Below are 21281 nucleotides of genomic sequence, written 5' to 3'. Positions count from 1 at the left end.
CGCGTCCTTCTCCGGCACAGAGCCCCATGCACTGCTGCTGTTCCTCGTGAACATCCATGGGCCTAAAGATCGTCAACTGCTGCCCAAACGGGCGAACAAACGCTGCTGCTTCAAGTGAACGAAGCCAGGGTTCGGGCCGGGCGGGGGTGCGGGACGTCGGCAGTGTCCTGGAGGACAACGAAGTCGGCGTGAGCCGCCTCGATCGCCTCGGAATACGCCCGCGCCTTCTCGTGCTCGGCGAGGGCCCGGTAGATGCTGGCCACGCTGGGGCTCTGCCCCTTGCGCTTGCCGGTCGGGATGATCAGGTCGGGTTGGATCTGCTCGACGGGCTCGCCGCCCGCGCGGCGCCGCAGACGGTGTGCAGCATGTCGTCGGTGATGACCGGTGGCCGGCCACCGTGCTTGCCCTTGCGGGCCGCGGTGTCGAGTCCCTCCAGGGTGGCCCGCTGCGACCGCGCTCCTGTCCGCCTTCGTCCTCGCCGAATCCAGGGCCCCGCGCCGCTGCTGCGCCTCGGCCTGCTGCGCAGTCGCTGGGTGGCCGGTGCCAACATTCTGGTGTTCTTGGCCGCGGCCGGGCAGTTCACGGCGTTCTACTTCGTGTCCGTTCTGCCGGCCGCCGCAGGCCTGGCCCGGTCTGCATTCATCAGCCCGAGCGGCTGCTTCCTCACCGACGTGCTCGGCCCCTGCACCATCACCCGGCATCGGCATCGGGCTGGTCCTGGCCCCGGTCGCCGCCGCCGCGACCACCGGCGTCGCCTCCCGCGAGGCCGCCATGGCCTCCGGCCTTTTCAGCAGCTCCCGCCAACTCGACGGCTGCGTCGGCCTGGCCGCCCTGGCCACCATCGCCGCACTCCGCACCGGCCCCGCCGCCCTCAACGACGGCTATGCCCTGGGCCTTGCCGTCACCGCCGGCCTCTTCGTACTCGCGGCAGTCGCGGCGGTCGGGGTGTTGCGGACGCAGCCGAGGCGGCCACCGCAGGTACACCGCGGACGCGCTGCCCCAGCTCCGCCAGTTTCACACCCCCAAACGGATGGAACAGCTGCGCCGCGGCGTCGCCGTCCCCGAGCTCCACCTCGTTCCACCGCGCCCGGACGCCGAGAAGGCCACCGCGCTCATGAACCGCCCGGAGACGGCCGGCCGCCGGCTCGCCGCCCTGCCCGACGCCCGCGCCACCGCGACGACCGGCCGCACCGCCCGCGACAAGGCCCGGCACGTCCTGCGCGAGGCGTGGCGGACCGGCATCGAGCACCAGACGCAGCTCGACGCGGGGGTTGAGGACCATCGGAACGAAAACCGGCGCCAAGTCCTGGTGATGCTCAGGGCGCCCGGCGCTGGCCCCGGGCGCTTGTCTCTGACCCCAGCCGCAAAGTAACGGTCGAGCTCGTTGTCAGTCGATGGCCTGGTAGAGCGTGGTCCAGAAGTCGTTCATGGCACGCGGCGAATCCGGGGTGGACAGTCCGACCTGGGTGAGCAGGACTCCGGTGAGCTGGTTGGTCCTGTCTGCGTAGGCGGTGGTGCCGGTACCGCCGAACCAGCCGAACTGGCCGATGGGCGCGTAGTCGCCGCGATAGGTGCGCACCGCCATCCCGAAGCCCCAGCCGCCGTTCGACCCCTGGCCGGACGACAGGTGGGCGACGTTGCTGAACATGGCGTCCCGGGCGGCTAGTTGCTCGGGCGAGAGACGGTTGGTGGTCATCAGCTCGACGGCGGCCCGGGACAAGATCCGTTCACTCCCGTGCATCCCGTGGTTCAGCAGCATCTGGAAGTAGGCGTGGTAGTCGTCGGCGGTGGAGACCAGCCCGCCGCCGGCGCCCTGGAACGCGGGAGGCACGCTGGACCTTCCCCCTGCCGCCTCGTCCCACACGACGAACTCGCCGGTCTGCGGGTCGGGCCCGTACAGGGGCGGCAGTCGGTCGATCCTGTCGGCAGGCACGTGGAAGGCGGTGTCCTTCATCCTCAGCGGATCGAGGATGCGTTCGCGCAGGAACGCCTCCAACGACTGTCCCGTGACCCTGGAGACAAGCACACCGACTACCTCGTTGCTGAGGTCGTACTGCCACCGCACTCCGGGCTGGAACTGCAGCGGCAGCTCGCCGAGGCGGCGCATCCACTCGTCCGGCTCGGGCGCCGGCCCGGATGCCACGCTGTAGTCGAGACGCTCGAAGGTCGCGGCCCTGATCGGGGAAGCCATCGACTCGAAGTCCACTCCGAGCCCGAACGTGGAGGTCAGCAGGTCCCGTACGGTGATCGGCCGCTGCGCCGGCACGGTGTCGTCCAGCGGTCCGTCGGGCCGCTTCAACACCTGCCGGTCGGCGAGTTCGGGCAGCCACTGATCCACCGGGTCGTCCAGCCTCAGCCGACACTCGTCGAGCAGGATCATCGCCGCCGCCATCGTGACCGGTTTGGACGTGGACGCCATCCGGAAGATCGTGTCCCGGCGCATCGGGGCGCCACCGTCATGACGCATCGTCCCGATCGCTTCGACGTGCGTCTGGCCGCCGCGGCTGACCAGGGCGACAAGGCCGGGAATCTTCTTGGACTCGACGTGCCGTGCCAGCACCTCGCGCAGTCGGCGCAGCCCTGCCTCGGAGAAACCGCTGTTGCTTGTTCCCATGATGAATCTCCTGTTCACAGTGTTAGTTCTCACGGCGGCCCTGGTGGCTCCCTGGCCCTTCGAGCGGCTATGTGAAGAGCCTGCGCCCTTGACCCAAGGTCAAGGTCAACCCCCCGTCGCGATCAAGGGGTGACCGCACCGATCGCAGGCGTCCCGGTCCTTTTTGGCGGCAGGGGGATGGGCTGGAACGGGTGCGCGCTATCCTCGCCCCTGTGATCGTCCGGACTTCCCGGCCGTCGCCGACACGGTTCGCGAGACCGCAGCCGTCCACGATCCGGAGGTGCGCTGAGCCGATGGCAGACGGGCTCACGATCGGTCAGGCGGCGGCGTTCGTTGGTGTCACGATCAAGACCGTGCGGCACTACCACCGGCTCGGCCTGGTCGCCGAGCCGGATCGCGACGGTTCCGGCTACCGCCGTTACCGATCGGGCGAGCTGTTCCGGCTGGTCCAGGTCCGGACCCTGGCCGCGGCCGGCGTGCCGCTGGCCGAGATCGGTGACCTGCTCGACGCCGATCCCAAGACGTTCGCCGCCACCCTGGACGACGTCCATCACCAGCTCACCGAACGGATCGAAGACCTGATCGCGCGCCGCGACAGGCTGCACCGTCTCGACCATGGCGACCGGGCCCTGCTGCCCGACCGGGCCTGCGCGGTCTTGGACCGACTCGCCGAACTCGGCTTCAGTCCCGACTACGTGGCTGGTCAACGGGAGGCTCTGGTGCTGGCCCGGGCGCTGGTCCCGGAGATCTTCGACAGCTTCCTGACCCGGCTTGAACATTCGCTTGACGATCCCGAGTCCGTCGAGCTGACCAAGCGCGGTTGGGATGCGAGGGCCTGGGATCCGGACGACCCGCGGATCGAGGAGCTGGCGTCCACGCTGGCCGACAAGCTGCTGACCAACCGCGCGCTGCTGGCGATGCCGACCGGGTTTCGGAACCAGCCCGACGCCGCCTCCCGGTACGGAATCGTCAACCACCACCGGGAGGACCAGTCACCGTCCATCGCCCGGTTGAACACGCTGGTCGAGGCGAACCTGCGCGCAGCCGGCATCGCCGTTCCGAGCCAGTGACGGCCGCCCAGCAGACCCGGCACTGCGGCGAGACGCCCGCCTCAGCCCGCCGCGTCCGAACCGGGATCTGCCCGGAAGACGGCCACGCGTACAACCATTGACCTGCACGGCCGTCACAGATGACGTCGTACGGCATTCCCCGTACCGGTCCTCCGCCTCGGCCCGGCGCGAGCAGGCTGGTGACTTCGGTGATCGCCTCCGGGGAAGGGTGGAAGTACTTCCGTACGTTCTCCGCCTTCTTGTGCCGGGACTTCGCCATCAGCATGAGCAGACTCGCCCCGCCCTCACCAAGATGGGTCAGACCGGAGTGCCGCCACTCATGCAGGTACCAGCCTGTGCCCAGCTCACCGCCCAGGGCAGTGTGCTCGTCCAGCAGCATCCAGGCCTGCCCGTACGAGAGACGCGCGAGCCCGGTGTCCGGGCAGATGTCGCGCGGGTTGACGACCTCGCCGGGGCCGGGCTTGCGGTGGGTGACGGATACGGGGCCGCGCGTACGTCCCTTGAGCAGTCGGGGCAACAGCCGGGCAGTACCAGCGTCCCAGTAGACCGTCTCCAGGACGAAGTCCTTGCGGACAGCGCCGCGGCGACGCGTACGAGGACGGGCGCCTTTGGCTTTCACCGGGGCCGGCGCCCGGCGAGGTCCAGCTCCTCGACGTTGACGCCCAGGATTTCCTCCGCGCGGGCAGTGGTCTCGTAGAGCATCCGCCACGGCGTCTTCTCCCGCAGGTGTACCTCGCGCCGCGCGATCAACCGGTCGATCGCCGTCTTCGAGTGGGCCGGGGTTTCGGAGTCCGGTGGGGTGAGCCGCTTCGCCCAGGCGACCGCTCTGGATCGGTACAGCCGGTGATCGGAGGTTCAGGGGCGGCTGGGGCCGGGTTCCCTGTCGTGGTTACCGTTGCCCCAGCACCCCACCGGACCGACCTCTGGAGAACCCCGTGCCCGTACCCCTCGGCGAGGACGTGGTGGCGCTGCTGCGCCGCCCCAGCACCTGCTACATCGCTACAACGATGCCCGACGGCTCGCCCCAGCTCACCCAGACATGGGTCGACACCGATGGCGAGCACGTCCTGATCAACAGCGTTGAGTCGCATCAAAAGACCCGAAACATCGCGCGTGACCCGCGGGTGGCCGTCGCAATCGCCGACCCCTCGGAACCGGCTTCCTACGTCCAGATCCGCGGCCGTGTGGTGCGTGTGACCACCGAGGGGGCGGTCGACCACATCGAGGCGCTCGCGCAGAAGTATCTCGGCGGGCCCTACCCATGGTTCGGAGGCCGCGACCAAGTCCGGGTGATCTATGTGATCCAGCCCGAGCGGATCAGCAGCCCCCGCGGCTGATGATCGTGATGTCCAGGTCTGCCATCCCGGCCCCACCCCCTTGAACAGGAAACTCAGTGTTCGGCGGGACAACCTGCCGATCGCCAGGTTCGGTGACATCGGTCGGCCCTCGTTGAGACCGGACACGTGCCGTCATTTCTCGGTTCTGGCACAGAACTTGGGCTCTGTCGCACTTGGGCTCTGTCGCCATTTTGGGGGTAGCAGCTGGTTGATCACGGTGAGAGCAGGATGCGGCGTCGTAGGAGATCGAAGTTGGCTCGGCCGTGCGTCTGTCTCTTCAGCGGCTTGATCCTGGTGACGTTGCCTTCGACTGCTCCCGAAGTGTAGGTGGTGGTGAGGGCAGCCTGGATAGCTGCGTGGTCGCGTCGCATGCCGTTGGCCAGGGTTCAGAGTTCTCGTTGGCCGTCGAGGCGGACGTCGGCGATCCAGACATCGAGGGCCAGGTGTTCGCTGCGTCGTTCGCGCACCATGAGTGCAAGACGGCGAGCGTATGTGGTGGTCGTGGCCAGCGCAGGACTCCGCTCGCACAGTTCGGTGAGGCATTTGCGCTCGGTGTCTGTGAGGCGCTCGGGGCGTCTCGTGATCCAGTCGGTGACCCGACGGACGGTCATGTGAGTGCCACTTCCTCGACCTGAACCCCGACACCTGGCAACAGAACGTCCGCGATGCGAACCCCACCCATCACACAAGATCGATGCCCAACTACCCCCAAAATAGCGACAGAGCCCAAGACTGTGCCAGAACCGAGTTCTGATGTCGCTCCGGCGGCAGCACGGGTTCGGTTCTGGGCTGTGCGAAGGGATGACCGGAAGCCAACTGCTGGGCGCGGCGATCCGCGTAGGGTTGGATGCGTGATCATCTGGCTGAATGGCACCTTCGGTGCGGGCAAGACCACGACCGCGAAGGAACTGACCTCTCGCATTCCGGACTCCAGGCTCTTCGATGCCGAGAAGGTCGGGGAGATGCTCTGGCACGTGCTCGGGGTCCCCAAACGTGACTTTCAGGACTTTCCGCCGTGGCGAGGGCTCGTGGTGGAATCCGCACGGCAGGTTCTCGACTACGTGGGCGGCACTCTGGTGGTCACCCAGACAGTGCTGGTCGAGCAGTACTGGCAGGAGATTCATGGCGGTTTGACTGAGGCTGGCGTTCCCGTGCACCACTTCCTGCTGGACACGGACCAGGACACGCTGGTTGAACGTATCGAGACCGACACCAAGCCTGAGAGCATCAGTGCTCGCCAGTGGCGCCTTGATCACTTGGGCGAGTATCAGCGCGCCCTGTCCTGGCTCCGTCGGAAAGCCCAGGTGATCGACACCACTGATGTCGTTCCCTCCCGCGTCGCGGAGATCGTCATGAAGAGGGTTCAAGTCGGCTGACTGGTCCGGCGAACTATCGGAGCTGAGGTGCGCGGCGTCAGTAGTTCGGCCAGTGGGTGTAGTCCTGTCGCGGCTTCCTACGGAGCCAGCGCTCGACCGTGCGTCCTATCCGTCCGCGGGAAACCGGTGGCACGGTGGTCTTCACCGGGTGGTGCTCCGGGACGGCCGGAAGCGAGTCCCTGATGGTCGCGGGGCGGCTGGGAGGAATCTCTCGGGGCAGCAGCGTGATGGGCTCGGTCGTACGGCTGCCGGGCGGCAGGTGCGACCGGGGTGTGAGGGCGTAGCGGCGTGGTGTCCTGATGGGCAGGCCGGAGCGGGTGACGCCGGCCGGGGGGCATGCGGACTGGGGGCCCTGCAGTACGCCAGGTCCGGTGAGGAAAACGGTCTCCAGGAGAACCTGGCCCCGGAGGAAGTCGAGATCCGCGGTGCCGACGTCGGGTGGGGTGTGGTGCGCGTGAGGTTCTTCGGCCGGCGGGACGTCCACCACTTTGATCGTGAGGGCCACGGACGGCTTTCGGGCAGTACTGTCCGCGAGGCGGTCCCATACCTGCTGCCAGCGCCGTACGTTGTTCGGGGAGACGTTCAGGGCTTCCATGAACGCCGTGAGGTGAGCGCGTGAGGGAACGGCCTCACCTCTGAGGATGACGCTGAGACTGCTCTTGGGCAGCCGGTGCCGTTGGTCGTCGGAGGTTCGCCCTGCCGCTGTCTGCAGGTCGCTCAGGGACGGCTGGCCTTCTCTGGCCCGCATCTCCACCATGACGTCGTGCAGCTTGGCGAAGCTGTCGATGAGGTCGGGGTGGGTCATCACGGATCGGAGCGACACGGCCAGGTCCCGGAACTCCGGAGAGATTCCCGCGCGGCGTCGACGTTCTTCTTCGGCCCTGCGCGCGGCCTTCCACAGACGCATCGCTTCCCTGGTGTCCGCGTCGCACGCGATCGCGTATGCCAGCACCAGGCGGCGGGACGGAACCTTGCCGTTGGCGCCGCGCGACAGCGCCGACGCAGTGAACTGGTGACCGGTCAGTTTGGCCATTGCCGCGTAGGTGACGCCTCGGCGCTCGCGCTGGGCACGTAACCACAGCGCGAGCGCTTCGGACTGCCGGATATCGGCGGCAACGGCGTTCTCACGCCGTCCCATAGGACTGTCAGACAGCCTCGAACGGCGGCACTTCCACCGCGCGCATGGCCTTGACGGACCGGCAGGCAACGTAAAGAGCACCGGTGATGAATTCAAGGGCGCCGAACACCGGCATCCTGAGAGCCGCAAGGCCCGCTGCCACAACCACGACCACGACCACGACGACCAATTCCGTCGTCGTCAGAGCTCCCTGCGAAGGGCCGCCGGGAGCCGGCGGAGAGGAGAACGAACGCATACCTGATACCTACCTGACGTCGTATCACGCCCCTTGTGGGCGCGATGAATTGGCTGCACCGTGAACTGCCGGCGGCGACTTCCAGGTCTGCCCGCCAACCGCTTGACCCTCTCACCAGCGACCCGCCCATCACAATGCGTGGCCCCCCGAGGTGGGGGTGTTGATGCCTGAGCGTCCAGGCGTTCACCGCCAAGGGATGGCGAATGAGTGACCGAATGGAACCCTGACCATTCGAAAACCGCAGATCAGAGGAACGAAACTGCTATTTTCATTCATTTTCGTCCAGATGCCATTGCCGAAGCGGGGCACCGGATGCCATGGTCCCTGCAACGCCGCCTCCGGCACTCACTGCCGAGGTTCCCTGGCGTCGTGGCTGCACCATGAAACAGGGACCGGGCTCACCGCGTTCCAGCGCGGCGCCCACGAGGGGGCGCATCCCCACCGGATGCGCCCCTCTCCAGAACATCCGGCCGGCCTGACTCAGGCCAGGCGCGAAGTGTTACCAGATCGGCTGCCCCTCACCACCCCGCAGAACTCAGTGGGCGGTTCGTGACTCTATGAGTGGTTCTGCTGTCGCCCGATGGTGTGGGCGAAGCCGGAACGTTCCGGTCCGGTGCCGGTGGCCTGCTGGGATCGGTGGGATGAGTGAACGCAAGCCGTACCAGAGTGACTTGTCCGACGAGCAGTGGGCGTTGATCGAGCCGGTGCTCACGGCCTGGAAGAACCGGCACCGTTCCGTGAGCGGCCACCAGGGCCGCTATCCGATGCGGGAGATCGTGAACTCGATCCTCTACCAGTCCCGGACCGGCTGTCAGTGGGCCCTGTTGCCGAACGACCTGCCGCCGAAGAGCGCGACGTACTACTACTTCGCCGCCTGGCGGGACGACGGCACCGACCAGCAGATCCATGAACTCCTGTGCTGCCAGGTGCGGGAGAGAAACCGGCGATTAGAGGACCCGACCCTGGTGATCCTGGACACCCAGAGTGTCCGGGCGGCCACCGGGGTCCCCGCGGTCACGACAGGCAAAGACGCCGCGAAACGGGTGCCTGGCCGCAAACGGGGACTGGCCGTGGACGTCCTCGGCCTGGTCATCGCCGTCACCGTGGTGGCCGCCAGTGTCCACGACAACGCCGCCGGCATCGCTCTGCTCGACCAGGTCGCCGTCGCGGCCGGCGGCTCGGTCAGCAAGGCCCTGGTCGACCAGGGCTTCAAGAACCAGGTCGTCATGCATGGGACCGCCCTCGGCATCGACGTCGAGATCGTCCGGCGCAACCCTGAGGAGCGGGGATTCGTTCCGCAGCCGAAACGGTGGCGGGTGGAGCAGACGTTCGGGACCCTGATACTGCACCGGCGCCTGGTCCGCGACTACGAACACCGCCCAGCCTCCTCCACCTCACGCGTCTACTGGGCCATGACCCACGTCATGGCCCGTCGGCTCACCGACGCGAGCACGCCCACCTGGCGCGATCCGCAGGTGATCGGCGCGTGAACCTCAACCCCCTCCTCCAGGCGCTCGACCTTCAGGAAGACGCAGTCCGGGCCCTGACCAACGATCTCCGCACCCAGATCGACACCCTTCAGACCCAGCTCTGCGAGGCCGAACTGCGTCTGGAACACCTCGCCATCACCCGCACGACCATCACCGGCCTCGCCGACCGAATCCCGGTCCAGAGTGCCGACCCATCAGGGAGTCTGGAGCTGCCCGAGCACCCGGACTACCCGCGCATCCTCACCGTCTTCAACGACACCACCGGCCCACTGAGGGCCCGCGACATCTGCCAGGCCCTCGACTTCGAACTCCTGCCGAAACACATAGAACGCACCCGCGCCAAAATGAAACGCCTGGTCACACTAGGAATCCTCACCGAGGTCGAGCCAGGAACCTTCAGCAAGAAGCAGTAACCAAGTCCGGAACGGACATCAACTCACGAACCGCCCACTCAGACATTCGTCCCCGGTACACGTGCAAGCCCTGAACCATTCGGCAGGCTCAGGACGGTCGAAGTTGGGGGCCATGTGCCTTCCAGACCTGGCCGAACCCGCCCGCGCCGAGGAACCACCTACGACAGGCGAACTTGATCGAGCATCACGTGATGACCAAGCCGTGGTGCGCAGCGGAGCCGGGTGCGGGAGTAAAGAAGTCGCGCCGGAGCTGGAATCCCGGCAAACCGTCGAGCGTCGGCCGGGGCCGGCCGACGGCCCGCTTGCGCTATAGTCGATCTTGACAGTTCGCCGGAACTTGCGGTGACTGACGCTGCGTTGGTGGTCCAAGGAAAGACGCCCCACTTCCCGTGGGGAAATGCAGGTGCAAGGCCTGCCCAGCGCTCACTCACGAAGCCCTTCCCTCAACCGGGGAAGGGCTTCGTCATGTCCGCCGACGAGGACGACGGGCACCGCGTTCGCCCGCGCACTGGAGCGGGCGAACGAGCTCGGCGCGTTCCAGCTGGGATGGCTGAAGCTGTCGCAGATCCCGCCGAACCGGCCGGCCGCGCTGGCCCGGTACGCGCTGGGGTCGAAGGCGCCGCTGCCGAAGCACACGTCCCGGCTCTCCCCGCTCAAGCACGAGAGCCTGAACGTCCCGGGCCGCTACAGCTTCACCCCCTCCCAGCCGTTCGACGACTTGCGGCCACTGCGCGATCCGGACGCCGCCGCTCTCGACGACGATGACGATGACGGCGGCAACGACGAGTGAGCCCGGCTCAGCGTTCCAGTTCGCCAGGCATGGTGCTCAGCCCGGCACGAGCCGATGGGAGTGGCGGAGTGGCAGTCATCCGACGGGCCAAGTCAACGAGGTGCTGACGCAGGTCAGTATGCTCGTCGGCCGTAGAGCCAAGGATCAGTCGGGTGATCTGGGGGAAAGCGGAGGGCAGTACAGCAATCCCGATGAGAGCCAAAAGGGTGCCTGCAGCGCGATCGTCCGGCTTCGTACCCAGCGCTGCGGCCAGTGTCTCCACCATTTCCTGGTAACGGATCGATCGCTGCCGCTCGGCTGGAAGGCAGTCTCCGTCGTATTGCAGGGCTTCCCACATCATCAGGCGAAGCAGTTGAGGATTGCGCTGGTGGAGGTCGTAGATCCGGCCGACAAAGTCGGCCAGATCCCCGGAAGGTGGCCCCAGCAGAACGGCGTGCTCGTTGAGGGCCTCGGAGACGACAGCGACGAAGAGGTTCTCCTTGCTGCCGAAATAGCCGTAGATACGTTCCTTGCTGACGTCCGCCCGCTCCGCGATTCGGCTGACACGCGCGCCTGCCATGCCGTGGGCGGCGAATTCCTCACGGCCTGCGGCTAGCAGACGGTCACGGGTTCCTACTAGGTGATCACTACTTGACATGGCACAACTCTACATACCCAACCAGACGGTTGGTTGGATAGGTTGTGGATCACAGCCGCACCCGACTGTCCGCCTCAGCCGCTGACCACTGCGCGCGGCCGGTTGGAAGACAGTCAGCGGTGGCCATCTGAGGCGCTAGGAGACGAGGAAGTCATGGCAGACGCAGGTGTGTGGGTTACCGGCCTTGGGGCGACCACACCGCTGGCCGGCGACGTTGCAACGACATGGTCCGCGATGTTGGCCGGAAAAACCGGAGTCACCGTTCTTGATGACCCGTGGGCTTCTGCATTGCCGGTCCGCCTGGCGGCTCGCATGCGAGTGGACCCTGCAGCAGCCATGCGGCGAACGGAGGCCCGTCGGATGGACCGGTGCGAGCAGGCAGCGGTCGTGAGCGCCCGTGAAGCTTGGGCCGATGCGGGACGTCCCGACGTCGATCCGGAGCGGCTGGCTGTCGTCATCGGCACCGGTGTTGGAGGTGTGCTGTCTTTGCTTGAGCAGGACGATATTTTGGAGGTATCCGGGCCGCGCAAGGTCTCTCCGCACACCGTGCCGATGTTGATGGCCAACGGCCCGGCTGCCTGGGTAAGCATTGATCTGGGAGCTCGGGGCGGAGCACACACCCCGGTCAGCGCGTGTGCGTCCGGGGCAGAGGCCATCGCCCTCGGCCTGGATCTGATCCGTCTCGGCCGTGCTGACGTGGTCGTAGCCGGAGGAACCGAGGCATGTGTGCACGGACTGCCCTTGGCCGGCTTCGCGCAGATGATGGCCCTCGCCACGACGAACAACGAACCCGATAGTGCGTCCCGTCCCTTCGACTCGGAACGCAATGGCTTTGTGCTCGGTGAGGGTGCTGCCGTCCTGGTGCTGGAGCGCAGGGATTTCGCCCGCGACCGTGGCGCGCGTGCCCACGGCACACTCGTTGGCGCCGGAGTCACGTCCAGCGCCCAGCACATCACGGCTTCCGACACCGCCGGGCAGGTGCGGACCATCCGCATGGCGTTGGCAGCGGGCGGCTTGGCACCCGAGGACATCGGTCTGGTCCACGCACACGCCACCTCCACTCCGCAGGGAGACCTTGCGGAGGCAAACGCCGTGGAAGAGGCCGTCGGAACGCACCCCGTCGTCACCGCCACCAAGTCAATGACCGGGCACCTCCTGGGTGCGTCCGGAGCCTTGGGCGCGATCGCCACCCTCCTCGCTCTGCGGGACGGGATCGCACCGGCCACCAGAAACCTCGACAAGATCGATCCCGCGATTAACCTCGACGTTGTCTCCGATCGCCCCCGTCAAGGAGCTTGGACCGCGGGAATGGCCAATTCCTTCGGGTTCGGTGGCCATAACGTCTCCTTGGCCTTCACCACGGACCGCTGATCAAAATCTCCTTTGCCTGCAAAGGCGACTGATGCAGCAATCATCGCCGCCCGAGTGTCGGCAATCGATGGCGAGCGCAAGCGGTCAGCGCATCACCGCTGTTCAGGAGGCCAGCGCAGACCTCTGCCGGAGTGCGGTAGCCATGGGTCTTGCGCGGACGATGGTCGAGCTCATGGGCGATGGCGTCCAGATCGGCCTGGCTGAACGTGCGGAGGTCCGTGCCCTTGGGGAGGTACTGCCGAAGCAGCCGGCTGGTGTTCTCGTTGGGTGCCGCGCTGCCATGGGCTCCGCGGCTTGCAGAGGTAGACCGGCATCCCGGTCTCGGCGGTGATGGCCTGGTGCTCGGGGCCGTCTCCCGGCCCCGGTCCCAGGTGAGCGTCCGCCGCACTTGGGGCGGGATGCCGAGGAGACTCCGGTGAGGTGTGGAGTGACCTGCTCAGCCCTGATGCCGTCGGGCAGCGCAACGACGGCCGTGTAGCGGCTGGTGCGCTCGACGAGCGTGGCGACCGCCGAGGGCCGGGTGCCCATCACGAGGCCGCCCTCCCCGTTGGCCGGGGACCCTGCGGTCCTCGACCTCGGCGGGGCGGGCAGTGATGGACACCATGCCGCGGATGATGCCCCGCCCGGTGGACCGACGGGCGGACTACGGGCGGACTACGGGCGGCGCATGGGCCTGGCTGACCGCAGCCGCTGGGTGAGGCTGCGGTCAAATCGCCCGGCGCCGACGAGGGGCGTAGCGCGAGAGGCAGATCGCTTCGTGCGGGATCTGCATGGAGGCGTCACCGGGGAACTGGTGTCGCAGCCATCCTGCGATCTGCTCGGGAGACAGCACAGAGCCGGCTTGGCCTCCACCAGCGCGCGCAGAGCGGGCCGTTGGGCGAGCTTGGCCTGCTTGGGCCGGCGCCCACGCGCGTAGGCGGCCGTATCGGCGGGTGCGGCACGGTAGCGGTGCCGGCCGCCGTTGCGGGCGATCTCGCGGGAGACGATCGAAGGTGATCTGCCCAGCCGCCTGGCCAACTGCCGGGCAGATTCTCCGGCGGCGATGCCGCGGGATATCTCTTCGCGCCCGCCGCCGGTCAGATGCCGCTCTGATCGCTGCGGCGGGGTGAGGCGGACGCCGCCGCTCTGGTACAGGAACGGGGTGCCATCGAATGACGACAGGTGCGGCGGGCATCCAATGAACCCGGACTTTCCGGGGTCCGACGGCGGCGCCGATCCCATCAGATCCGATGGAACCTGATGACAGGGTTTGCTGACAGCCAAGGTCGAATGCGACCACCACAACGGGGAGCGGCATGGCCAACCTGGTCTGCAAGCGGGTGTCGACCGACCCGCAGTCGACCGACCGTCAGAACCTCGTCCTGGACGAGGCCGAGGTCGAGGACCCGGTCGTCTTCGAGGAGCAGGCCGGCACCGCCAGCCGCCTCCACCCGCTCCAGCGGCCGAAGTTCGGCGAGCTGCTCGCGTACGCGCGGCCGGGTGACACGGTGCACATCTCCGAGATGTTCCGCCTTGTGCGCGGCACCGGGCACATTCTCGACGTGCTCGATGTCCTGCACCCGCGACCGCCTCGCCCTGCGCATCCACGACGGCGCGTTCTCCGCGATGGACCTCACCGCCCGCCACCCGCGCACCGACGAGCTGCTGTCCACGGTGAAGTTCATGGTGCAGACCCTCGCCGCCGCCGACGAACTCCAGCGCGACCTCCAGCGAGAACTGACCTACGACGGACTACGGGCCGCCCAGGCCAAGGGCAACAAGGGCGGGCGCCGAGCGCGCCACGATCGACCAGGGCGTGACCGTACGGCGCGGCCAGGGCTACACCTGCGCATCACCGCCGTCCCCGCGATCCACCGCCGACTCCTCGACCCCTGCCAGCCCCTCGACCGCCCCCCGGACATCACGAGCCGGTGGCACGGGTGAAGCGGGCAGCCCACTCCCGGACGAAGTCGACGAACTCGGGAGGGCCGAGCACCTCGAACTCCGCACCGACATTGCCCAGTGCCTGAGTCGGCCAGTCCAGGGTCTGCGAGGTCATCCGTACCCGGCACCGCTGCTCGTCGACCTCCTCGACCGTCGCCCACGGGTCAATGCGCGCGCGAACAGCCGCTGCGGGGGCGTGCACAAGCGCTTCGACGGTGTGCTGAACGGGGACGCCGCCGCTCCCCGCACGGACGAAGGCCGAGGCGTCGTCGGCAGGTAGTTCGCGCGGGCGAAACCGCTCTCCGGTCCCGCGCGGACCGTCGAGACGGTCGAGGCGGAAGCTGCGCCAGTCCTGCCGGGTCAGGTCGTAGGCGACCAGGTACCAGCGGTACCCGAGCGAGACCAGCCCGTGGGGCTCGACATGGCGGGCGCTGCGCTCGCCACCGCGGGCGGTGTAGGAGAAGCGAAGTCGTTCCTCGTCCCGGCACGCCTGTGCGATGGCGGTCAGCACACCGGCCTCGACGGTCTTCCCACCGCCCTCGACCGAGGGCACAGTCACCACCCGCAGGGCGTCGACCCGTCGGCGCAGTCGCGCAGGCATGACCTGCACGACCTTGGTGAACGCGCGGATCGAGGACTCCTCGATTCCGGTAACCGCGCCCTGGGCGGCCGCACGCAACCCAATGGCGAGCGCGACCGCCTCCTCGTCGTCGAGCACCAACGGCGGCAGGGCGGCACCTGCCGTGAGCTGGTAGCCGCCATCGACGCCGCGACTGGCTTCGACCGGGTAGCCCAACTCGCGCAGCCGGTCGACGTCGCGCCGCAGGGTACGTGCAGAAACCCCGAGTCTGTCGGCCAGCTCGCCGCCCGGCCAGTGCCGGTGGGTCTGGAGCAGGGACAGCAGCCGCAGAGTCCGTGAGCTCGTGTTCGCCATGCCCTCCAGGATGGCGGCAATTGCGGTCGGAAAGTGACCGCTACGGCTCCTAGCGTGGGTCTCACGAGAACGGCACGGGCCCAGGCCGGGTGCGCCGACTGATCGAAACGAGGAGAACCATGACCGACAGCACGATGTCGACGCCCCCCGACACGATGTGGGAGGTGCGACTGGCCAAACACCTGAAAGGAGACCTCGGGACCGACACCTTCGACCTCGTACAGGTGCCGACGCCCGAGCCGGCCACGGGAGAGGTACTGGTCCGCACGGACTACCTGGGTCTGTCGGTGGCGTACCTGGAGATGCTGCGGGCTGACTCCCGTCTGCCGATCCCGCCGTGGGAGGTCGGCCGGCGCATCGGCGGCGGCGCGGTGGGCACGGTCGTGCGGTCCATCAGTGCGGACCTGGCCGTCGGCGACCAGGTATGCACCATGGCCGGCTGGTGCGAGTACTCGGCCGGGTCTGCCGACCAGTACCTCAAGCCGGACCCCGGCCTGTTCCCGAGCCCGGTGCACTACCTCAGCCAGGGGCCCACCGCCTACTACGGGATGTCCGAGATCGCCAAGGCCGGTGCCGGCGATGTCGTCTTCGTCTCCGGCGCGGCGGGCGGCGTCGGGTCGCTGGCCGGGCAGATCGCCAAGTGCCGGGGCGCCGCGAAGGTGATCGGCAGCGCGGGTAGCCAGGCGAAGATCGACTACCTGGTTGACGAGCTCGGCTTCGACGCGGCGTTCGACTACCACGACGGCCCCGTCCTCGATCATCTGCGGGACCTGGCGCCCGAGGGCATCACCGTGTTCTTCGACAACGTCGGCGGAGAGCAGTTCGACGCGGCGGTCGAGGCGGCGGCGCCGGGGGCCCGCTTCGCGCTGTGCGGCGCGCTGGCCACTCAGATCGGCGACCACGAGGACCGGTTCCCCGAGCCGGATCTCGCTGCGGCGGCCGCCAAGGGGATCGAGGTTCTGCCGTTCTCCACTCATCACACCCCGGAGCAGGTCGCGGCGTGGACCGAGCGCTTCAGTACGTGGTTGGGCGAGGACCGCTTCGTGTTCCCCCACACGATCGTGGAAGGCGGCCTCTCGGCAGCTCCCCAGGCGCTCGTCTCCCTGCTGAAGGGCAGCTACAAGGGCAACGTCTCCGTCAGGGTCGCCGGCTGAGGATCGAAGCACGCCGCCCGTCACACACGGACGGGCGACGCGCTCCCGGTGACGTCCCCACCATCCAAGGAGAACCGGCACCACATGACCGACGCCTCCGTGCTGTCCACCCGCACCCTGAACCGGACACTGCTCCAGCGACAGTTCCTGGCCGCCCGAACTCCCGCCCGGTACTTGACGTCGTCGAACACCTGGTCGCTCTGCAGGAGCAGGAGCCCAACTGGCCTTACGTGGGGCTGTGGACCCGGCTGGCCGACTTCCGACATGACGACCTGATGGCACTGCTCCGCGACGGCCGCGTGGTGCGCTCCACAGCCCTACGCAGCACCCAGCACCTGACCAGCAGCAACGACTTCCGCTGGCTGCGGCCCGTCGTCCAGCCCGTCCTGGACCGCGCCGCCCGGACGCAGTACTTCGCCGCGCAGACCGCCGGGTTGGACATCGCCGAGCTCACCGACGCCGGTCGGGAGCTGATGGCCGGCCAAACCCTGCCTCGGCGGAAGCTCACCCTGTCGCTCGCCGAGCGCTTCCCGGGCCGCGACGGCCGCGTGCTCGCGGGGGCTGTGGAGCTGCGGATACCGATGGTGCACGCCCCGGTCACCGGCGCCTGGGGCGCCTGGGGCAACCGCCCCAACATCGCCATCACCCTCGCGGAGCACTGGATCGGCCGACCGATGGCAGCGCCACGAGTCGAGACGATGATCCGCCGCTACCTGGCGGCGTCCGGCCCGGCCGGCGTCATGGACATCCAGACATGGTCGGGGCTGACCCCCGGGAGCCCTGCGGTGGCCACCAGCGACGCTGAAGGGAAGCTCAGGGGCTGTCCAGTTGGTTACAGCCCGACCGGGTTGAGGTAGGTGGCCGGGTGGGTGGCGCCGTCCTGCTTGAGGATCTGGCCGCCGAACGGCCACTTCAGGGTGAAGTACTCCGTCTCGTTCGGCGGGGTGACCAGGAACTTCGCCGGAACGAACTTCTCCTTCTGCGGCGTGGACTTGGCCACCGGGAGCAGGTTGATGCTGAAGTCCACCGTGTCCCCCTGCTCCAGGATCATCTTTTCGGGCTTCTTGGAGGAGCGCGCCAGCGACCAGGTGCCGTCGGTCTTCTGAGCGCCGATCATGTCGACACCGGCGAAGCCGGACAGGGTGCAGGTGCGCTTGCTCTGGTTGGTGAACCAGATGTACGCCTGGGTCTGCTTCTTGGTCTGCTCCATCTCCGGCTTCGCGTCATCCCCCATGGCGAAGCCGGCCTTCAGGTCGGCGGTGTGGCAGCGGGTCGGCTCGGCCTTGGCGGGGGCGGCCGAGGCCGGGATGGCGGTAGCGGCAGTGCCGGCGACGACGACGGCCGCAAGGGCCACGGAGGTCAGCTTGCTCTTCATGAAGTTTCGGGTTCCCCTCGCATACGAATCGGCGCGCGAAGTCAGTGCGCGCCTACGCACCTGAAGATGTGCAACGCCCGGCGGAGGTTCGGTGTGCCGGAGAACCTTTTCCGACAGCCGGGCTCCCGACTGTGGCCGCGTACGAGAACTCATGCGGTGCGGGCCGTTGCAGCGTCGCACCCGTCGTGCTGCCGAGCACGATGAACTCAGAAGTGTCCTCCAGCCGTGAGAGCGACAGGAGTTTCTCGTAGAAGACGGCAAGCTCGGATGGGTCGGGGCAGTCGATGACGATGGCGACAGACGTCCGATCATCTCGCCGACTGTGCCGCGTGACGCCACCCGCGCACTGTCAGGGATCAGGCCGCTCTCGGGCCGGACCTGCCCGGCCCGCCCTGCCCCCAGGCCTGCCGCTCCGCCGCGACCCCGGCCATGATCCGCCGGACAGGCCCTAGTCGCCGAGGACCCGCTCCCACAGCAGCCCGTCCCGCCAGCTCCCGTCGAGAAAGATCGAGGAGTGCGCGACGCCGTACGGGCTGAACCCGTTGCGGCGCAGCACCCGCTGCGACGGCAGATTCTCCAGATTGGTGGACGCCTCGGCGCGGTGCAACCCGAGTTCGTCCGTCATCACCTGGAGTACAAGCCCGACGGCGTGCCCGGCGTGCCCTTGATTCTGGGCGACGCCGGCGATCCAGTATCCGACGGAGCCGCGGCGCAGGTGCGGCTGCGGCAGGATGCCTCCGACGGTGACCTGCCCGATCACCTGGTCGTCGGCGAGCACCACGCCTGGCCAGACCGCGCCGGCCCGGTATCCGGCCAGCAGACTGTCGATCCGCTCCGCCTGGCCCTCCGGGGTGAAGAAGTCGGCGGGCTGAGCCGGTTCCCACGGCCGGAAGGCCTCGAAGTCCCGCACCCGATGTGCGGCGATCGGGGCGGCGTCGGTGGGCTCGATCAGGCGAATCCTGGTGCTGCGCATGGGCTGATCCTCGTCGCGGTGCGTCGGATGAGACGGCCAGCCTATGCAGGGGTGCCCGCGCCGCCGCACCCTACGTCCGCCGGAGGATCGAGTCGGTCGCGCAGCTCGTGTTCTCGCCGAACAAGTCCAGATACCGGGTGTCGAGCTGGTACTGATGCGAGCTGCTCCGGAGGAACTCCAAGCCGAGCAGCGCATGCGCACGTTCAAGCAATCGATGCCTGCCGCTGGTCGACCTGGCGCTCGCGCCGGAACACCGTCGTGGTCACGGAGCTCTGTACCGAGGGCTCGACCAGGGACAGATCGACGTCGCCCCGGCTTCGCCGGGCCCTGGCCGGGCACAGGGCGTCGATGTACCGCTGGTGCGGGGTGTCAGGAGGCGCCGGGTCCGAGTTGCACGACCGTCCCTTCCAGCCGTGCTCGTTCGGCGGCCCAGACGACCAGGTGGGACTCCAGGGTCTCGTACGGCCCGGAGCCCACCAGCGACCGGTCCCCGCTGGCGACTGCCGCGATGAAGGCATGGAGGAGCTCTGTGTCGGCGCCGCCGTGTCCGTCCGCGGCCGATGCTCCGCCGTCCGGGTCGAGGTCGAAGGTGTGCTGGGTGTCGGTGAGGAAGTCGTGCAGCGTGATCGTGCGACCGTCGCCTTCCAGCGAACCGTGTGTGCCGAAGACTCGGGTCTTGCGGAAATCGAGGGCCGTGAAGGCGGTCATGGTGAACGATGCGGTGACCCCGCCTTCGTACTCCAGGTTCACGACCTGGTGGTCCACGACGTCGTTGTGTCCCCCGTAGACGCAGGTGCCGTAGGGCCCCTCGGCGAGTGCGGTGCGCAGGCCGGCCTCGGTGACATCGTCGGTGAGCACACCCAGTGGCCAGTGCTCGTAGACCGGGTCGCCGAGGAACCGTTCGTAGATTCGGACCGCGGAGTATGTGCAGGTCCGTTCCACGGGGCAGCTGACGCAGCGGTCGCCCGCGCCCTCGGGCTTGTTCTCTGGCCGGAAGTGATGGAGGCCGCCGAAGGAGGAGACCCGTTCGACGGGGCGGTCGACGAGGTGGCCGAGCCAGTCGATGTCATGACTGGACTTGGCCAGCAGCATGGAGGACGACTGCGCCTCGACCGCCCACTGGCCACGTACGTAGGAGTGGGCGTGGTGCCACCAGCCGACGGGTTCCAGGTGCTCGATGCTGACGATGTCGCCGATCCGGCCCTCGGTGATCAGTTGCTTCAGCTTCACCGAGTAGGCGGTATAGCGCAGTACGTGGCAGACACCGAGCAGGATGTCGTTGCGTACGGAGGCCTCGACGATCCGGCGCGCATCCTTTTCGGACGGTGCCATCGGTTTTTCGAGGAGGAGGGCGTACCCGCGATCGGCCAGCGCGACGGCCGGGTCGGCATGGAGCCGGTCGGGGGTGGCGACGATGGCGGCGTCGGCGAGCCTCGGCCGGGCGGCGAGCTGGGTCCAGTCCTCGAAGACGTTGCTGTCGGGGAGCCCGAACTCCTCGGCGAGGGCCTGTCTGCGGGCGGGATCGGGGTCGGCGACGGCAGTGACGGTCGCGAGTCCCTCGGAAGCTGCGATCCGTGCGTAGGAGGCCCCACGGGCCCCGGCACCGACGATCGCCAGAGTGACGGTCACGGAAAAAGTCCTCTTTACTTGACGGCACCCTGGAGGATGCCCTTGATGAAGTGGCGCTGGAAGAAGAGGTAGAGCAGGACGATCGGCGTGATCACGATGATCGTTCCTGCGGACAGCAGCGGAATGTTCTTGCCGAACTGCTGGACGAACTTGCCGAGTCCCGACGGCGCGGTGCGCATCGCCGGATCCTGGATCAGGACCAGCGCGAGCAGGAACTGGTTCCAGGCCCACATGAAGTACAGCAGGCCGAGTGTGGTGAGCGCAGGTCCGGCCGTGGGCAGCAGCACCTTGGTCAGGGTGCGCCAGCTGCCTGCGCCGTCGACCGCCGCGGCTTCGGTGATCTCGTGGGGCAGGGACTCGAAGTGCGTACGCATCCAGTACACGCCGAAGGGCATGAACAGACCGATGAGCGGCAGGATCACGGCCCAGTAGCTGTTCAGCAGGCCGACGGACCGCAGGTCGTAGTAGAGCGGGATGACGATCGCCTCGTACGGCAGCGCCATGCCCAACATCAGCAGTGCGAACAGCGGTCCCTTGACCCGCAGGCGCATGGACGACAGGCCGTATCCGGCGAGGGTCGCGAGGACCAGGGCGATCGGCACGACGCCGAGCGCGATCACGGCACTCGACTTCAGGAGCGAGCCGAAACCCGCGGTGGTCCAGGCCGTAGCGAAGTTCTCCCAATGGGGATCGGACGGCCACTTGAGACCGGGCGAGAGCTCGGTCTCCGGCTGGAGGGCCGCACTGAAGAGCGCGAGGAAGGGGAAGAGAACCGACACGGCGGCCAGGACCAGGACGAGCCGGGGCAGGTGCTTGGTCATT

Annotated in this window: 21 protein-coding genes and 5 pseudogenes; 12 read left to right on the top strand and 14 right to left on the bottom strand. The window is 68.0% G+C overall.

Translation table 11 applies throughout. The features are described 5' to 3' along the window. Positions 1-110 precede the first annotated feature (110 nt). Positions 111-448 (bottom strand): annotated as a pseudogene (locus tag OG520_RS42710) (recombinase family protein); the annotation flags it as partial. On the opposite strand from OG520_RS42710, the pseudogene OG520_RS42705 reads away from it, so the two are divergent. Together OG520_RS42705 and OG520_RS42700 are read left to right on the top strand one after the other, a co-directional pair. Then, positions 445-1038 (top strand): annotated as a pseudogene (locus OG520_RS42705) (MFS transporter); the annotation flags it as partial. The pseudogenes OG520_RS42710 and OG520_RS42705 overlap by 4 nt on opposite strands. Then, complete coding sequence (locus tag OG520_RS42700; RefSeq protein ID WP_331749642.1) at positions 1031-1372, top strand: hypothetical protein; 342 nt, start codon at positions 1031-1033, stop codon at positions 1370-1372. The pseudogene OG520_RS42705 and the gene OG520_RS42700, both read left to right, overlap by 8 nt. A 15-nt stretch (positions 1373-1387) precedes the next feature. On the opposite strand, the gene OG520_RS42695 is transcribed toward OG520_RS42700, so the two are convergent. After that, entirely contained in the window at positions 1388-2614 is a 1227-nt protein-coding gene (locus tag OG520_RS42695; RefSeq protein ID WP_331748910.1) for a serine hydrolase domain-containing protein, read from the bottom strand. Positions 2615-2907: 293 nt separating this feature from the next. On the opposite strand from OG520_RS42695, the gene OG520_RS42690 reads away from it, so the two are divergent. Next, positions 2908-3684, top strand: coding sequence for a MerR family transcriptional regulator (locus OG520_RS42690; protein ID WP_331748907.1), 777 nt, complete (start codon positions 2908-2910; stop codon positions 3682-3684). A 160-nt stretch (positions 3685-3844) separates the two neighbouring features. Here the strand turns inward: OG520_RS42690 and OG520_RS42685 are convergent. Continuing rightward, positions 3845-4503: pseudogene (locus tag OG520_RS42685) on the bottom strand (site-specific integrase); the annotation flags it as partial. Positions 4504-4619: 116 nt separating this feature from the next. On the opposite strand from OG520_RS42685, the gene OG520_RS42680 reads away from it, so the two are divergent. Continuing rightward, a complete protein-coding gene (locus tag OG520_RS42680; protein WP_331748905.1) occupies positions 4620-5021 on the top strand; it encodes a PPOX class F420-dependent oxidoreductase in 402 nt (133 codons plus the stop codon). 212 nt (positions 5022-5233) lie between these two features. Here the strand turns inward: OG520_RS42680 and OG520_RS42675 are convergent, their stop codons facing one another. Both OG520_RS42675 and OG520_RS42670 read right to left on the bottom strand, forming a co-directional pair. Next, complete coding sequence (locus OG520_RS42675) at positions 5234-5392, bottom strand: transposase (RefSeq protein WP_331748902.1); 159 nt, start codon at positions 5390-5392, stop codon at positions 5234-5236. A gap of 15 nt (positions 5393-5407) precedes the next feature. Continuing rightward, positions 5408-5632 carry a hypothetical protein gene (locus tag OG520_RS42670; RefSeq protein WP_331748899.1) on the bottom strand — a complete coding sequence of 75 codons (225 nt, stop codon included), beginning with the start codon at positions 5630-5632 and terminating at the stop codon, positions 5408-5410. A gap of 240 nt (positions 5633-5872) precedes the next feature. On the opposite strand from OG520_RS42670, the gene OG520_RS42665 reads away from it, so the two are divergent. Then, on the top strand, positions 5873-6397 hold the full coding sequence (locus OG520_RS42665) for an AAA family ATPase (protein ID WP_331748895.1): 525 nt from the start codon (positions 5873-5875) through the stop codon (positions 6395-6397). A gap of 37 nt (positions 6398-6434) precedes the next feature. Here the strand turns inward: OG520_RS42665 and OG520_RS42660 are convergent, their stop codons facing one another. Both OG520_RS42660 and OG520_RS42655 read right to left on the bottom strand, forming a co-directional pair. Beyond that, the gene (locus tag OG520_RS42660) at positions 6435-7535 is read right to left on the bottom strand and encodes a helix-turn-helix transcriptional regulator (protein WP_331748892.1); all 1101 of its coding nucleotides are present in this window, start codon (positions 7533-7535) and stop codon (positions 6435-6437) included. Between the two features lie 7 nt (positions 7536-7542). Further along, a complete protein-coding gene (locus OG520_RS42655; RefSeq protein WP_331748889.1) occupies positions 7543-7770 on the bottom strand; it encodes a hypothetical protein in 228 nt (75 codons plus the stop codon). Positions 7771-8411: 641 nt separating this feature from the next. Between OG520_RS42655 and OG520_RS42650 the strand changes: the two genes are divergently transcribed. From OG520_RS42650 to OG520_RS42640, 3 genes and pseudogenes are all read left to right on the top strand, one after another. Beyond that, on the top strand, positions 8412-9260 hold the full coding sequence (locus OG520_RS42650) for an IS5 family transposase (protein WP_331748887.1): 849 nt from the start codon (positions 8412-8414) through the stop codon (positions 9258-9260). Then, positions 9257-9673 (top strand): hypothetical protein, encoded by a 417-nt coding sequence (locus OG520_RS42645; protein ID WP_331737104.1) that lies wholly within the window; start codon positions 9257-9259, stop codon positions 9671-9673. Before OG520_RS42650 ends, OG520_RS42645 begins: the two co-directional genes overlap by 4 nt. A 469-nt stretch (positions 9674-10142) precedes the next feature. Then, positions 10143-10322: pseudogene (locus tag OG520_RS42640) on the top strand (hypothetical protein); the annotation flags it as partial. A gap of 148 nt (positions 10323-10470) precedes the next feature. Here the strand turns inward: OG520_RS42640 and OG520_RS42635 are convergent. Continuing rightward, entirely contained in the window at positions 10471-11100 is a 630-nt protein-coding gene (locus tag OG520_RS42635) for a TetR family transcriptional regulator (protein ID WP_331748881.1), read from the bottom strand. Between the two features lie 153 nt (positions 11101-11253). Here OG520_RS42635 and OG520_RS42630 point away from each other — a divergent pair, with 153 nt between their 5' ends. Further along, complete coding sequence (locus OG520_RS42630) at positions 11254-12471, top strand: beta-ketoacyl-[acyl-carrier-protein] synthase family protein (protein ID WP_331748879.1); 1218 nt, start codon at positions 11254-11256, stop codon at positions 12469-12471. Positions 12472-13125: 654 nt separating this feature from the next. On the opposite strand, the gene OG520_RS42625 is transcribed toward OG520_RS42630, so the two are convergent. Then, the gene (locus OG520_RS42625) at positions 13126-13692 is read right to left on the bottom strand and encodes a helix-turn-helix domain-containing protein (protein ID WP_331748877.1); all 567 of its coding nucleotides are present in this window, start codon (positions 13690-13692) and stop codon (positions 13126-13128) included. A 74-nt stretch (positions 13693-13766) separates the two neighbouring features. On the opposite strand from OG520_RS42625, the pseudogene OG520_RS42620 reads away from it, so the two are divergent. After that, positions 13767-14394: pseudogene (locus OG520_RS42620) on the top strand (recombinase family protein). Here OG520_RS42620 and OG520_RS42615 read toward each other — a convergent pair. Then, positions 14372-15328: a YafY family protein gene (locus tag OG520_RS42615; protein ID WP_331748874.1), complete on the bottom strand. Its 957-nt coding sequence runs from the start codon at positions 15326-15328 to the stop codon at positions 14372-14374. The pseudogene OG520_RS42620 and the gene OG520_RS42615 overlap by 23 nt on opposite strands. 119 nt (positions 15329-15447) lie before the next feature. Between OG520_RS42615 and OG520_RS42610 the strand changes: the two genes are divergently transcribed. After that, the gene (locus OG520_RS42610; protein WP_331748870.1) at positions 15448-16482 is read left to right on the top strand and encodes an NADP-dependent oxidoreductase; all 1035 of its coding nucleotides are present in this window, start codon (positions 15448-15450) and stop codon (positions 16480-16482) included. Continuing rightward, positions 16479-17339 carry a winged helix DNA-binding domain-containing protein gene (locus OG520_RS42605; RefSeq protein WP_331749567.1) on the top strand — a complete coding sequence of 287 codons (861 nt, stop codon included), beginning with the start codon at positions 16479-16481 and terminating at the stop codon, positions 17337-17339. Before OG520_RS42610 ends, OG520_RS42605 begins: the two co-directional genes overlap by 4 nt. Here the strand turns inward: OG520_RS42605 and OG520_RS42600 are convergent. From OG520_RS42600 to OG520_RS42585, 4 genes are all read right to left on the bottom strand, one after another. Next, positions 17315-17857, bottom strand: coding sequence for a DUF4232 domain-containing protein (locus OG520_RS42600; RefSeq protein ID WP_331748867.1), 543 nt, complete (start codon positions 17855-17857; stop codon positions 17315-17317). The genes OG520_RS42605 and OG520_RS42600 overlap by 25 nt on opposite strands. 448 nt (positions 17858-18305) lie before the next feature. Continuing rightward, entirely contained in the window at positions 18306-18830 is a 525-nt protein-coding gene (locus OG520_RS42595; protein WP_331748864.1) for a GNAT family protein, read from the bottom strand. A 369-nt stretch (positions 18831-19199) separates the two neighbouring features. Then, positions 19200-20459 (bottom strand): Gfo/Idh/MocA family oxidoreductase, encoded by a 1260-nt coding sequence (locus OG520_RS42590; protein WP_331748861.1) that lies wholly within the window; start codon positions 20457-20459, stop codon positions 19200-19202. 14 nt (positions 20460-20473) lie between these two features. Continuing rightward, the gene (locus OG520_RS42585) at positions 20474-21280 is read right to left on the bottom strand and encodes a carbohydrate ABC transporter permease (protein ID WP_331748858.1); all 807 of its coding nucleotides are present in this window, start codon (positions 21278-21280) and stop codon (positions 20474-20476) included. Between the last annotated feature and the right edge of the window lies 1 nt (position 21281).

The sequence above is a fragment of the Streptomyces sp. NBC_00984 genome (assembly GCF_045162475.1).
Taxonomy (GTDB): Bacteria; Actinomycetota; Actinomycetes; order Streptomycetales; family Streptomycetaceae; genus Streptomyces.
This window is presented reverse-complemented; position numbering and strand designations above follow the sequence as displayed.